This is a genomic window from Colwellia sp. BRX9-1 (genome assembly GCF_014077195.1).
Taxonomy (GTDB): Bacteria; Pseudomonadota; Gammaproteobacteria; order Enterobacterales; family Alteromonadaceae; genus Colwellia_A.
Map to the genome: position 1 here is coordinate 1 of NZ_JACGVM010000022.1, position 15,273 is coordinate 15,273.

Here is a 15,273-nt window from a genome sequence, read left to right on the forward strand (position 1 = left end):
AACTTGCCTCCAAAAAAGGTTGAGTAGCAAGTTAAGTGTGGTTGAAATGCAGTGATATGTCAGGGAGTTGCCACTCCCCGCGAAGCGGTTTAGTTCAACAGCTTATTAGACCGAAAAACTAAGCAGTAGACCACACTTAGCATTCTTTGTTTATTTACAGTTACAATTATCATACTTTACAACATAATAAAAACATTAACATTTTATTATTATTAAATATTTCAAAAGGTGCAACACCGAATCTTTCGGTATTTCGGCAAAAGAAAGGAAAACGACACCAACTGTATAAAAGAACAGTAAAAATAATTATTGTTTAAAATATAGTAAATAAGCTATAAATTTTGTGTGTGATCAGGTGGGGCAACTTCGATTTTTCTAACTGTAATAATTATCAACTCTTAATGGCGGCATCTAACAGATATCTTTTTGCCATCGACTATTCAAATTATCTCCGTAATGTGACGTCGCGAATAATGCCATCAAATATTACTGTCTTACTAACATTAAGATAAAGGCCAGAAATCTTTGCTGGCTTGACTCAGGCGTTAATACTTGATGCTGAAGTGCTTCGCTGAACTTTAACTACATTAAATAATGAAAAGCCTTATTTTTAGAGCCTTTGATTATGTCTACAATATCTTAAAGTATGTGCATATGTAACTTTGTCTAACGCTTGCGGTAAAAAATATTTTCATTAAATACCATTATTAGATGATATTAACTCTTATCAGAAACAAGATAATAAGTGGTTTGCATTCCCCTACTTATGCTTGTTGATGTAATGCAAATATACTTCAACATTGGCATGTAGCTATTCTGATAATTACAAACCGGGTAATCTATAAATATTAACAACTAGAGTTTTTTTGTTGCAAGAGTATTGAAACGTTTATCATTGTCGAGTCTTATCTAAGGCCTACTGGTCCTCTTTCTTTTTTATATGCCGTTTTTTTTAGAACCATGTTAAACTTAAAAAAAAATTTTTTACGGGTATCATGTTGGCTTATCGATGGGTATTTAAAATATTATTTATGGTTGTTTTGTTCCCCTTTTTGGCTTCTGCAGAAAGTGAGCACGATGATAATGAGGTAATAAATAACTATTTAAAATTACAAAACCTAATACACCTTCAAGGCGATCAACATAACGCTTTTATTTCCACCTTGCTCACACAAATTAACAACTCAGACTATACATTTCTCAAACCCGCTGTTTTTGCAAATTTAGCTGTCCTTAATATTAACGCTGGCAATAAGGCTAAGGGGCAAGAATATTTAGCTGATTCTATTCAAGCATTTAATAACACTTCTTATAATAAGTATACCAACAGTGCTCTGTACAAAGTAAGTCGAGCATACTTACTGATAGGTCAGTATGCTAAAGCCATTGAGTATACTAATCAGCTAAATGCCTTCGCTGTTGAGCATAATGGCAAAAAAATGGAAGTTAGAGCACTGCTTAACTTAGGTTTGATTTATGCTGAATTGCAATTATATGATTTAGCAGAGTTGCGTCTTAATAAGTCTTTGGAAAAAGCTGCCTCTCTGGGAGATAATAAGCTCGAACATTTAACCATACTCTATTTATCAGGTGTTAAAATTAATCAACCCGATAGCAATAATCAAGATATCCTCAAATTAATTAATAGAGCTAAGTCTATTTATGAAAGCATTGGTTATTTAGAGCGGCTAGAAGGATTAACTTACGCAAGAATGGCAAGAGCTAACAAAGCTGAAGAATTGCTATTACAATCACTTTCTTTAGCGGTTAATAATCAAGATGTTCGTCTTAGCCAAATAACAAATCAAAGTATTGCCTCATTTTATTTTACCCAGAAAAATTTTACTCTAGCGTTAGCTCATGCAAAGGAGTCACTTAAAATAGCAATAGAATTAGGCCATAAAACAGAGGTTTCTGAACTCAACTATTTACTAGCGAAAATTTACAAGAGTTTAAATGATGACAAGAACACTTTGATTCATCTCTTGGCTTATGTTGAATTTCAAAACTCTAATCAAGCTAAAGCGTTTGTCGATATGCTCTATGAAATGGATAAAAATATAGCCATAGATAAAAAATTTGCATCTCTTGAAAACGAAAAACTTTTAAATCAAATAGCTATACAAAAAAGTGAAAAATATAACCAACTATTTATCTTCATCATAATACTAATAAGTGTTTTATCATTCGTTATGTTATTACTTTGGAAAAATAGAAATAAAATGATGCTAGAAAAAATCAGCTATTCAATGCGCGATAATTTAACAGGTTGCTACGTTAGAAATTACTTAGATGATTACTTACCAGGGCTTAAATCTAGATTTGAACGACGTGATAGCACTACCAAAGAGTCTGTCGGTGTAGTAATGGTAGATTGTGATAACTTAAAACCGATTAACGATAACTATGGACACGCCGCAGGTGATGAAGTTTTAAAAGCTATAGCGACAACACTTTCAAATCAATTGCGTAGCAGTGACGTTCTCGTAAGATGGGGAGGCGATGAGTTCGTTTTATTGTGCGAAAATATTTCCTTAACAGAGTTAGGTAATTTAAGTGAACGTGTAAATGCATCAATAGATAAGCTGGATATTATTTTTGAGAAAAACAATATCTCAGTAACTGTTTCTTCAGGATTTGCATTGCATGATATTAACAGCGGCTTTAATTTCTATAATCTTTTAAAGTGTGCCGATAATTATTTATATCAGTCAAAAAAACAAGGTAAAAACGCTAAAAACGGCGGTATGTATGTACCCAATACGGATTATCAAATATAAACACTTCAATATTCGCCTAATTCCTCAAGGTATACATGGATTGCAGATTTACATATAGTTTGATTTTATATATTACCCAAACCCATGTCCTGAACGGTGTTACGCTTTAACCTCTTTTTAATGCTGACTTAAGACTATTAACCAATCTAACTCAAATAATCTTATTGTTTGCTTAAATGCCATTTTATGCCTTTATAAATCGCTGAATTCCTCAGGCACAGTCTTTTTGAATAGTGTGTGAACTATACATTGCCCGTTCCTTTGTTTCTCTCTCTTTATTTGGATCTTCTATACAGACAACAGATTCGATAATAGCGAGATAATCCGTAGATAGCTTTGTTTCTTTTGCCCCAACAATGACGTGATTTAGGTACCAAGTATATGGTTTTAATGAAGGGTCTATTTTAATTGCGCAATAAATTAGTGCTTCGAACGTTTTTCCCTGTTCATTTATTACGGATACTGTTTTTTCATTATACCCAGACCCTAAACTTTCTGCTCTATCTAAAATGGGTTTCTCATTTTCATCTATCTCAAAAAGAGCGCCTACGACCACGTCATCACTATTATTCGTATAAAAAGAGTCGCATTTACCTGATCCATCTTTGCCACTCATATTAAAACGCAACTGATGATTTTTAAGACTCACTGTGTCAATTTTTTGGGCACTTGGCACCCTTTGTTGAAGTCTTATAAGGGACATGTTTGAACCATATGCAAAATACTTCATCAAAACTCCTGTGCGATTAATACCTGTTCAACAGGCAAATAATTATTGGTTAAAAATATAGAACACAAACATTTAACTATTTATTGTTTGAAATTCTATGACATCGGCTTAAAGGGTAACAAAAAAACATTAGCTTTTACATGTTCGTATTGCTTATATGTTTACGCTTGGGATGGCTTAACCGTTTGTATGGAGCTTAACTCAAATAAGTCATTTTGATTTTTCATATAAACGACTCGAAAAATCAAAGCATACATTACCCCAGCATTTAGTTTATATAAGATGTTTCTTAATCTAAGGGTAATGCGATAACAAATTGTGTAGATTCATCAACCTTACTAAAACAGGTAACTTTACCGTTCAAACTTTGAGTGACTAGGTTATAGAGAATACTTAGCCCTAGACCAGAACCTTTTTGCCGTTGCGTTGTATAAAAAGGTTCAAACACCTTTTCTATCTTTCCTACTTCAATACCACAACCATTATCTTGCACCGTAAGCATTAGCATTTCATTTTGTACTTTAAAACTGATTTTTATTTGACCATTAATTATTTCTTTAAATGCATGAGTTAAGGCGTTATCAATCAATATAGTTACTATTTGTGCAATCGTACCTGGTGATGTTAAAAGGGGTAAGGTTTCATCTCCTGATAAAAATATTTTTATATTCTTTTCACTAACTCGAGACGACAATGTCGAAATAATATCATTTAAATATTTAAAGAAATTTATTGTACGCTTTTCATCATTTGATTGGTCAACGGCTATCCTCTGAAAATTCCTTACCAATTCAGAGGCCCGCTCTAAATTACGTAAAATTATATCGCTACTACCAATCAAGCTGTTACATTGATTAACAAACGCTGTTCTTCTAATCTTTCCACTTTCCACAGCTTTTTTAATCAGTTGCGCGCTATGTTCTAAATTACTAGCCCCCGTTACAGCAATACCAAGAGGCGTATTAATCTCATGTGCAACACCGGCAACTAAATTACCTAAGGCCGCCATTTTTTCAGACTCAACAAGCTGGTCTTGTGTTGACTTTAATGATTCAAATGCTACGGCTAATTTTTTGTAAGTTTGACTTAGTTCTTTCGTACGCTCTTCAACTTTTTCTTCTAATTCATCTCGAGCTTTACTTAACTCGACCTGCATATTTTTTAATTCAGAAATGTCATCGTAAGTACCAACGAGACCAATAACTTCATTAAACTCATTAATAATCGGTCGTTTAGAGGTGCGTAACCAGATGGTTTTTCCATTAGCATGGGTTTGAGGTTCTTCTGAAGCGATTAAATGCTCTCTTGAGGTCATTGTATGAGCGTCATCTGACCTATACAGCTCTGCTTGTTCAGGGAAGATATCAAAATCAGTCACTCCAACAATGTCAGAAGGCGAATTAAGATGGGCATCATTTGAAAAAGCTTTGTTACTTCCTAAATAAACAGATTCTCTGTTTTTCCAAAAAACACGCTGTGGCATTAGGTTCAATACGGTTTGAAGCGTGTTGATTTGTGTACCTTTTTGCCTATTTGTATGGTCGGCAGAAAAAACATAATGAATAAATTGATAGAGCGGGCTAGATGTTTTAATCACGGTATTAGGCGTATTCGCTTGATAGCTAATTACACCTATAAGCTCATCATCCACAGTAAAGGGTAACACAAAGCAATTATCGTCTTGAGAATCGCTAAAATCTGTTTTGTTTAAGAAACTAACAGTGACTTGGCTTTTACTTTGTTTTATTTCTTGTAATTGACGATTTAATAAACAAATAGTGTCGGGTAATTCGCTTTGATTTACATTAACAACGACACGCTCTTCACTTGGCTCATTATTTTGCGTGTTCAAACAGTAACTATTGTAATGTGACTTTTTATTTTGAATATCTTTGTAAACTACGGTAAAAATAAAGAATGGACTATTCAAAAGCATTGACAGCTTTTTCATCGCGAAAGAAAAATGCTCTGTATTGGTAAAATTAGTTTCTGAATCTAATGATAATAAACGTATAAACTCTAATTGTTGTTCACTATTAGTCACTTAGGTGCCCTTTCTTAGTTATACCCCTATTAAATATATATGATGATTGAAATTAAGCATAATTATTTATTATTTACTGATGTAAAAATAAACAGCAGGATAAACTGCCATTAGATAAGCTATACCTAACGCCCTATTATTTAATAAGTGTTTATATCCCTATCTAGGTTTGGTGCGAAAACCGGGTATGGTATCGGTTAATACCGATACCTCCACTAAGCAATTACTCTCTATTTTTAATGTAAAGCCGTATACCAAAGGTGGTTAGGGTTGCTAATAGTAATAAACCTAAAACGCCAAAAACTAAATTTACATTTTTAAATGGTGTCCATTGAAGGTAATGAATTTTATAAAGTCTGTTGATTAACTTAGTATCATCGCCCTTCTGGCTTAACCTTAAGCTTACCCAATCAAGATTTATTTCAACACCTGTGCTAGTTTTTGCATTTGTTCCATCAATAGAAATAATGTCGCCATAACGTTCTTTATTTTCTGAAAGTGCATCATCAATAAGGCGTTTGTATTCTAACTTAGTTGGCAACCCTTTAACTTGAAGCGTAATAGGGTCTAAATGTTCCGTTTTTCCTTGCGATTTAACCAATAAATGATGTCCTAAAATAGTTTTGATGAGTTTAACTTCACTCCAATTTTCTTTTGGATCAACTAATAACTGTGTTTCTAGGGGATAAGTTTTTAATGATAATTGTTCATAAGCCCCTTTGTAGCCGGGTTTTATAAAAAATATGACACCGGTAATTGTCCAACCAAACATTGGTAATATGAGGATTAAACCTATAAGTCTATGTATTTTTCTACTTGTCATTTTTGTTTTTCTTATTGTTGGAGAGTGAAATCTTAATTGCATAATAACAGCAATAACCCGCTCATTAGTAAAATGCAATGAGATGGAGTCAAGCGCTACAATTAATGAATGCTACTTATTAGTAGGTTTGTTATGTATAGGTTTAATAAGTGGCTGTGAAAAACGCAACAGTAACAGTAAACCTATAATTGCCGCTGCAAAGAAAAGGTACTCACCAAAAGTGCAGTTCTCTTGCTGTATTTCTCGATGTTACTTTTTTAATCTAGCCATTTTATCCTCATTGAGACTGACTGTTTTGATACACGGTTGACATTATTCATTAATGGGTATTATTTTAGGTCGGTAAAGTGAACCCAAAATACCCCCAAAGAGATTTTTATAGATCGCTTCTATCTCTTCTTTGGAGATACTGCCACCATGTATTAGCATTTCAAGTACCTCCCCTGGCTCTTTAACTAGGTAACCAGAAGAACTAAAGCCATTGTTTAAATAGAATGCTTTTCGTTTAACTCGTTGTGGATAGTTTTGTTGTTGTACTTGAAGTTCTTCAATATTTAATACAACTCTGTTTTCATGCTTCTCTTTCAATGCGCCTAATACCCTACTCCCATAACCAGACGAACGCTGATCCTCTGCTATAGCAAAGAAATGAACAAAAACAGTATCTTTATACTCGGTAAGATAGATTAAACCAATCCAGTTATTATTTTCATAAAGAACGCTAAAGCCGTCCTTCCCTTTTCTCAATATGAAGCGAAGCAACCAAGAAGGAACACGCCTTACTGTCGTAAAAGCCTCTTTATAAAGCTCAATAACATTTCTATAATTAACGTCATATTTAGAAAGTGGGCTGAATTTTATGCTCATAGTATTACTCATATCCTTTGAATCTATTGATTAGTAGTCAGGGCTTTTGTACCTTAGCCGTATATGTTTTTAAAGTGCTTGTGCTTTAACTAACATCGTTAGATATTTAACCACTCCATGGCTAAGCCAATATAAATACGCACAACCAAAAGTAACGCGTTACCTTTAAGTTATTGATATAGTTGTTACTTATTAAATTACTTTATAAAAAGCATAACATTGAGGATTAACATCCATTTTAGGTTTCACTGCTTAACATGGCATTAAGCAATGAAAATTTAGTCCATTTATCGCTAATTGACGTCGGATCAATAGCGATAAATTTTTACTACTAGGCTACCTAAATAATAAGTTAGGTCTACAAATTGAAAAAAAACTTCTAGTTACTGCGCGTTAATCGCGGCGCTCATTGATTGCTCAGCAACTTGCTCTAACCACTTAAGATCGACAGTTTGGTGGGCTTCACAAATAAACCAAGGTTCACGTGAATCCGGCTCTAACATAACGCCATTGTCGATTAAGTTAAGCGCGAATTGCGTATAAAGATCACTGTTCGTTTTTTTCCAATCACGATAATTTTGTGGTACTTCACTACCAAAATGTACGCCAAACATTGCATCGGGTCCTGCAAAACAATGTTCAATATCAAATTTTGTAAATACTCTTGAGAGTAACGCTTGAATTTTTTGACCTACTGTCGCAATCGTTTCAAGTGCATCGGTTTCTTTAAGCACGGTTAATGTCGCTTTAGCTGCGCTCAGTGCCACCATATTAGCGGTATAAGTGCCGCCGTGAGTTACCCCGTCTTTTGCAAATGATATAGCATCCATAACATTAGCTTTACCACCAAAAGCAGCAATCGGGTAACCGTTGCCCATAGCTTTTGCATACGTGGTTAAATCAGCATAGATACCATATAAGGCTTGTGCTCCGCCCTTGGCAACACGAAAACCCGTTTTGACTTCGTCCATAATTAGCAAAGAACCATTGGTATCACAAGTGTCACGCAACTTTTGCATATAGGCTTGCGTTGAGGCAATCGAGCCACAGTTACCCATGATAGGTTCAATCAATATAGCCGCAATATCATGACCATGTTCAGCGAAAACAGTATCGATAGCTTTAAAATCGTTAAGCGGTACACTTACTTGATGTTCACGCGTACTTTGTGGGATACCTGCGCCAAAAGGTATAATTTCAGGCGCGTTTTCATCAGTGACTTCCCAGTTATCTACATCAGATTTCCACATCACTTCATCATGCAGTCCATGAAAGCCACCTTCAACCACGACTATTTTATTACGTTTTGTAAATCCACGAGCGGTGCGCACTGCGCCAATAACCGCTTCGGTACCTGAATTAGCAAAGCGCATTTTATCGATATTAGGGCAAAGTGACTTCACCAATTCAACCACATCAGAATCAAGACCGGTAGAGAAACCCGAAATGGTGCCAACGCTAGTGATCGCGTTAATCACTTCATTGTCTACGCGTTCGTCACGATAGCCGAGAATAATTGGGCCATAGGCTAAACGAAAATCAACAAACGTTTGTTGATCACAATCGGTGATGGTACAGCCTTTCATGCTGCTTAAAAATACGGTGTTTTCTTCACCCCAATAACGGTAGCTGTCTGCAACCCCTAACGGCATATTTTCGTGGGCTCTTTTAAGCATAGCATTGCTTTGGGGCTTATGTGGTTTAGTCATGATCGCTCTTTATATCACTGAATGTTTTAAACATTAATTAACGTAAATTTTATCGGGTGATAATACAGGGATAGCGCAATTTCAGGAAGAGTAAATCTTTTAATTAGTCAGGTATTCGTCTTTTAAAGGGGTAAATTAGCTAATAAAGTCATGGTGACCGGGTATAACCAAGCCTAAAAACTACCGTTGCTGTTTATCCATAACACTAAAAAAAGCCTCAGTGATAACCACTGAGGCTTGGATAATAAGTCGATAGCTCGTTGAACTACCTACAATAAACGTTACTTAATCCAATACAATTATAAGCTGAAGGTATGAGATACAGATAACACGACACGGGTATCAGCCAAATCAATGTTCATATTTGTATCTTCAAGAGCAAGATCAACATCAAAGCCGTTCCAATGGGTCATATATTCAACGCGGTAATGGTTGTAAGCATCTTTAGCGTTCCACGACCATTTATCTTTATTCGCTGATATTGAACGATCAAAACTTACCTTAATATTATGACCCGGTTTAACTTCAAACGTATGAGCAACCATAGCAATATAATGATTAACATCAAGACCAAAATAATCCCAGCTATACCAAAAGTTTACTTCACTATTACCCATCGATGAACTGTAGCCAAATTTTGCATAAGCTTCAGGATAGTTGTATGTATCTGACACGTTATCGCCGTGGTACGTATAGTAAGCAATACCTGCATCTAGTCCTATTTTTTCGTTAAGTTGAAAATATTGACCAACATAGGCATCCCACTCAATGTTAGTGTCTTCATAGCGACCAAAGTCAACGTTTGACGCCCAAGTTCCAGCATAAAAGCCGCTATCATCTGCATAATCCAAACTCGCTTGTAATGCTGGATCGTTGCCTGTTTGGCTAACACCGTTAAAGGTATAATCAGAGGCTATGTTAACTGTTGCAGACACATCAGCTAGTGCGGTTGAAGATAATGTTAATAGGCAACTTGCGGCTATAGCTATAATACTTTTATTCATTTAGTTTCTCTTTTTATTTAGTATTCAAATACAAAATGGTCGGTGCTATTCGACTAATTCGATTTTAGTAAAATCAATTTTATTTTCTTTCGGTGAACGCTCAATTTCGCTAACGGCTTTAAACTTGTTAAACAGGATATAACCAAAGCAAGTAAAAAAGAGTCCAATAACGACAGCGCCAACCCATTGGATTTGCAAGAAATCTAATTTAAATAACAGGGTAAGTAAACTAAGAGCAATTAAGTTGCCGAAGAAATATTTCACTCTGCCCAGCCTTGCAACACTCAAGTTCAAATTATCAGTATAGAGACGGATCAATGAATCAAGTGAGTTAATAACGAAGGTTATGCCAACAAATGCCATCGCGATATTATAGAAACCAGCGGTCTCTAGCCCATTTGCACTGTAGTAATACAGTACTGAGAACCATATGGCGATTGGAATAGAAGGAAAAACCAACATCGCTGCCAATACTTGATAAGTACGAAGACCTCCAACAAACCGAGAAGTAAACTGGCCAATCATAATGCTCCAAGCAAACCACCAATAAAGGTAAAATTCATGGTAATCATTAAGAGGCAAAGCAAATTCGTGGATATTACCAAAGTAACCGCCAATCATCGCGATAGTGTTGGCAAACTCACCAATACTTGAGGTTTCTGAAAGAAAAGCCCCACCCCACATTAGACCAATCAATGCCAAAAATAACCAAGTAGTTGCCAAACTTAATATTTTTACGTAACGAATATTAGTACTTGAATAAACCGCTGCAGCTATGACTAAAAATACAATCAAATAGAAGCTACTAACAATAGATTCACCATCGCCAAGTTCAGGCATATACCAAGGTAAATTGGTTAATAATAAATAGGCGGTAAAAGCACAGGTACCAATAATAACTACGTTATTTACCAGTTTAACCAGTGGAATTTCAAAAAAACGTACACGAGGTTCAATCACACAAAAATAGAAACAAGTTAGAAAGTAAAATCCCCAGATAAGAAATGCCCAGTAGCCAAACTCTATGGCCAACGGGTTAGTAAATCCATATTCGGGGTTGGTTGCTAAATCAGCATATCCGGCAAATTCGGTTAACGGAAACATGATCAAGCCAACATCTAGCCCAGAGGTAAACAATATAGCAATAAAGGTAAATGTTTTAACCGGTGTTACACCGACACAGCGAATATTGCCCCACCGATATAATACAAAGGCGATGGCGGTGAAGGTAAATATCAGCCCAGCTGATAACCATGTAGTCATAGTTGTCTCCTGAGTAAGGTATTAATTAATATAAACAAGTAGTACTCCTCTTTGAGGTTTATAAAAGTACACGGCAAATTTAAGCTGAAGATTTCAATTGTCGCCATCATGAAAATATCTTGATGGCGAAAATTAAGATCTAACCGCGTACTGACGATTAACGTTAGTTAATTTTTAGATTTGGCTTTAGTGCGCAATTGCTATTAATTTTGCACTAAGCTGACAGGGGCGTTTGATGGCGATAAAACTTCTCGGCCACGAATAATGTCGGCGGCACGTTCAGCGACCATTATGGTTGGTGCATTTAAATTACCGTTAGGAATAGTTGGAAATATTGACGAATCAACAACCCTTAACCCTTCAATACCATGTACTCGGGTTTGGGGATCTACAACCGACAATTCATCTGTGCCCATTTTGCATGAACATGACGGATGGTAAGCACTTTCAACAAATTGACGAACAAAAGTGTCAATTTCGTCATCACTTTGGATACCAATGCCTGGCTGTATTTCTTCACCTCGATATTTATCTAATGCGCTTTGATTGATAATGTCTCGGGTTAGGCGAACACAGGCACGAAAACCTTCGCGGTCTTCTTCGTGCTCAAGGTAATTAAAGCGTATTTGCGGGTGTGCTTTAGGATCACTTGACAAAGCCTTAATAAAACCTCTACTTTTTGGTTTATTATGACCAACATGCACCTGAAAACCATGACCTGCAAAGGCCTCTTTGCCGTCATAACGCATCGCTGCAGGTAAAAAGTGATATTGAATATCTGGCCATTCTGCGGTTGGTTTAGAGCGAATAAATCCACAAGATTCAAAGTGATTAGTCGAGCCTAATCCTTTCTTTGTTAGGATCCAACGAACACCAATCTGCAATTTACTCCACCAATCTAACTTGCCATTTAAGGTGATCGGCTGCTTACATTTAAATTGGAAGTAGAACTCAAGATGATCTTGCAAGTTTTCGCCAACGCCAGGTAAATCATGTATCAATTCAATACCGGCATCCTCAAGGACAGCTTTAGGACCAATACCTGATAGTTGCAGTATGTGGGGCGAGCCAACAGGACCTGCTGATAAAACAACATCTTTATTAGCAGCAACGTCAACTGTTTTTCCGTTGCGTTCGTAACGTACGCCAACTGCTTTTTTGCCATTAAGTAATACTTTATGTACTAAAGCATGAGTTATCACGGTTAAATTTGCACGTGCCATTGCTGGTCGTAAATAGGCGTTAGCGGTTGAACTGCGCACCCCTTTTTTTACCGTCATGTGCATTGGTCCAAAGCCTTCTTGCTGAGTACCATTATAGTCACTGGTTGCACTATATCCGGCCTCAACACCTGCATCAACAAAGGCCTTATATAATGGGTTTTTCATCTGGTTGCCATTATTAACGCCCAGTGGTCCATTTTTTCCACGATATTCATCACCGGCAAATGCCCATGTTTCTGCTTTTTTGAAATACGGTAAACAATGAGCGTAATCCCAGTTTTGGGCGCCGTTTTCCTGCCATTCATCAAAATCACGCGCGTGTCCACGAACATACACCATGCCGTTGATTGAAGATGAGCCGCCTAATACTTTACCACGAGGGCAATGCATACGTCGGCCATCAAGATTAGGCTCTGGCTCTGTTTCAAACTGCCATGCATATTTCTTGGTATTCATCGGAATAGATAAGGCGGTAGGCATTTGAATAAAAATGCTTTTGTCACTGCCGCCAGTCTCAAGTAACAAGACTTTACTGTTGCTGTCTTCACTTAGACGGTTCGCTAATACACAACCAGCAGAGCCGGCACCGACTATAATGTAATCATAATTATCACTGTTCATTTAACACTCAACTTTATTACTTTGGTTGCCAACATTTAATTTTGGCAACTATTCAAGGCTTAAGGACGCTAACTAAGCTTTAACTTTATTAAAACGGGCTGTCTAATGGCTGTAACCCAACATACACCGCTTTTATTTGCGTGTAATAATCGAGTGTTACCAGACCATTTTCACGGCCAACGCCAGATTGCTTATAACCGCCAACAGGCATTTGAGCCGGAGAAGCACCAAAACTATTTATCCAACAAATTCCTGCTTCCATTTGATGGGTCACTCGGTGAGCACGAGTAATATCTTGTGTAAACACACCTGCGGCTAAACCAAAGTCAGTCGAGTTTGCGCGTTTTATTACCTCGTCTTCGTCATCAAATGTTAATACAGACATCACTGGCCCAAAAATTTCTTCGCGGCAAATAGTCATTTGATCAGTACAGTCGGTAAAAATAGTAGGAGCGACAAAATAACCACCCGGTGCATTGTCTGGCTGAAGGGTTTTCCCGCCATGTAATAAGGTTGCCCCTTCACTAACGCCAAGCTTGATGTATTTCATCACTAGATTTAAATGCTTTAAAGAAATCAGTGCACCAAAGTTAGTCTCTTCTACCATAGGGTCACCGGCAATTATATTTTGGCTAGTGCGCTGAAGTAACTTTTCAATAAAAACGGGATAAATAGATTTTTGAACGAATACGCGTGTACCATTGGTACAAACTTCGCCTTGAGTATAAAAATTACCTAACATCGCTGCAGAAACCGCATTATCGACATCAGCATCATCAAAAATAATTAATGGCGACTTACCACCAAGCTCCATGGTGACATCTTTAAGTGTAGTAGCGGCTGCTGCCATCACTTTTTTACCGGTACCGACTTCTCCGGTAAAAGACACTTTGGCAATTTCTGTATGATGAGACAACCACGCACCTACCTCACCGGCCCCTTGAACAACATTAAATACGCCATTAGGAATACCTGCTTCTGTAAATATCTCTGCAAGTTTTAAAGCGCCTAAAGGTGTTTCTTCTGAAGGTTTAAAAATCATTGAATTACCACAGGCAAGCGCTGGTGCTGCTTTCCAACAAGCTATCTGTAGTGGGTAATTCCAAGCACCGATACCTGCGCAAATGCCTAATGGCTCGCGACGCGTGTAATAAAAATCGCCATCTACCGACTGTTGATTACCTTCAACACCTGGCGCTAACCCAGCAAAGAATTCAATCGAGTCTGCACCTGATGCTACATCGACTACTGAGGCTTCTTGCCATGGCTTACCTGTATCAAGTACTTCTACTTTAGCCAACTCATCGTTACGTTCACGTAATAAGGCAACCGCTTTAAGTAAAATACGACTTCGCTCAATTGCGCTCATTGCAGACCAAGTAGCAAATCCACGTTGCGCGCTTGCAATTGCCTGCTGTTTAATTTTTTCGTCAGCAACTTCAACTTTGTAGATAACTTTCCCTGTTGCTGGGTTAATTACTTCAAATGTTTCGCCGCTATCATTTGCCATGTAGGCACCATCGATAAAGTTTTTATAACATACTAATGACAAGATATTTCTCCATACTGCTTAAGCAGATCGACTATAAATTTTTTACAAAATTGCTCGGCTTGCCTGAACTCTTCTTCAGGACTTGGGCTTAATGCACTACGTAACCAAAAACCATCTATCATAGCTGCTGCCTGCTTAGTGGCGATGAGTGCTAAATCGTCATTTAATAATTGACGAAAAGAAAAAAGTAGATTGCTGTGCAAGCGCTTGCTGTTTATATTTTGTAGCCTTGCCAATCCTGGTTCATGCATTGATTGCGCCCAGAAACTAAGCCAAGTTTTTGTTGCGGGTTTAGAACGTTGCAATTGAGTGAAATTAGCCTCAATAATCATCATAAGTCGATCGGCTGGCTCAAGATGTTGACCTCTAACACGTTCGAGTAGCGCTAACTTCAATTGTTCAAGCAAGTGTTTAACGGTTGCTTCTACTAATTGCTGCTTGCCACCAAAGTAATGACTAATAATACCTGACGATAAGCCAGCGATCCGACTGATCGTTATTATTGTGGTGTTTTGTAAACCAAATTGTGCGACGGAATCTAAGGTAGCATCAATTAACTGTTGTTTACGTAAGGGCTTCATTCCAATTTTAGGCACTGACTTCTCGAATATTATTTTTAATTGAACGTTCAATTAATTATAATTCTAACGGTTCTGA

General features: G+C 36.9%; 11 protein-coding genes. 1 reads left to right on the forward strand and 10 read right to left on the reverse strand.

What is annotated here, in order from left to right; translation table 11 throughout:
* Positions 1 to 995: 995 nt before the first annotated feature.
* Positions 996 to 2,780, forward strand: coding sequence for a tetratricopeptide repeat-containing diguanylate cyclase (locus tag H4J76_RS16530; protein WP_182230975.1), 1,785 nt, complete (start codon positions 996 to 998; stop codon positions 2,778 to 2,780).
* A 211-nt stretch (positions 2,781 to 2,991) separates the two neighbouring features.
* Here H4J76_RS16530 and H4J76_RS16535 read toward each other — a convergent pair whose 3' ends face one another.
* From H4J76_RS16535 to betI, 10 genes are all read right to left on the reverse strand, one after another.
* A complete protein-coding gene (locus H4J76_RS16535) occupies positions 2,992 to 3,510 on the reverse strand; it encodes a gamma-glutamylcyclotransferase family protein (RefSeq protein ID WP_182230976.1) in 519 nt (172 codons plus the stop codon).
* 289 nt (positions 3,511 to 3,799) lie between these two features.
* Positions 3,800 to 5,554 carry an ATP-binding protein gene (locus H4J76_RS16540; RefSeq protein ID WP_182230977.1) on the reverse strand — a complete coding sequence of 585 codons (1,755 nt, stop codon included), beginning with the start codon at positions 5,552 to 5,554 and terminating at the stop codon, positions 3,800 to 3,802.
* A 223-nt stretch (positions 5,555 to 5,777) separates the two neighbouring features.
* Positions 5,778 to 6,377: a hypothetical protein gene (locus H4J76_RS16545; protein WP_182230978.1), complete on the reverse strand. Its 600-nt coding sequence runs from the start codon at positions 6,375 to 6,377 to the stop codon at positions 5,778 to 5,780.
* A gap of 312 nt (positions 6,378 to 6,689) precedes the next feature.
* Positions 6,690 to 7,244, reverse strand: coding sequence for a GNAT family N-acetyltransferase (locus tag H4J76_RS16550; RefSeq protein WP_182230979.1), 555 nt, complete (start codon positions 7,242 to 7,244; stop codon positions 6,690 to 6,692).
* Positions 7,245 to 7,627: 383 nt separating this feature from the next.
* Positions 7,628 to 8,953, reverse strand: coding sequence for an aspartate aminotransferase family protein (locus tag H4J76_RS16555; RefSeq protein WP_182230980.1), 1,326 nt, complete (start codon positions 8,951 to 8,953; stop codon positions 7,628 to 7,630).
* Between the two features lie 299 nt (positions 8,954 to 9,252).
* Positions 9,253 to 9,957 carry a TorF family putative porin gene (locus tag H4J76_RS16560; protein WP_182230981.1) on the reverse strand — a complete coding sequence of 235 codons (705 nt, stop codon included), beginning with the start codon at positions 9,955 to 9,957 and terminating at the stop codon, positions 9,253 to 9,255.
* A gap of 45 nt (positions 9,958 to 10,002) precedes the next feature.
* Positions 10,003 to 11,220 (reverse strand): BCCT family transporter, encoded by a 1,218-nt coding sequence (locus tag H4J76_RS16565; protein ID WP_182217262.1) that lies wholly within the window; start codon positions 11,218 to 11,220, stop codon positions 10,003 to 10,005.
* 203 nt (positions 11,221 to 11,423) lie between these two features.
* Entirely contained in the window at positions 11,424 to 13,064 is a 1,641-nt protein-coding gene (gene betA, locus H4J76_RS16570; RefSeq protein WP_182217264.1) for a choline dehydrogenase, read from the reverse strand.
* Between the two features lie 88 nt (positions 13,065 to 13,152).
* Positions 13,153 to 14,616, reverse strand: coding sequence for a betaine-aldehyde dehydrogenase (gene betB / locus H4J76_RS16575; RefSeq protein ID WP_182217266.1), 1,464 nt, complete (start codon positions 14,614 to 14,616; stop codon positions 13,153 to 13,155).
* Positions 14,607 to 15,212 (reverse strand): transcriptional regulator BetI, encoded by a 606-nt coding sequence (betI, locus tag H4J76_RS16580; protein ID WP_182217268.1) that lies wholly within the window; start codon positions 15,210 to 15,212, stop codon positions 14,607 to 14,609. The genes betB and betI overlap by 10 nt, the downstream gene beginning before the upstream one ends.
* Between the last annotated feature and the right edge of the window lie 61 nt (positions 15,213 to 15,273).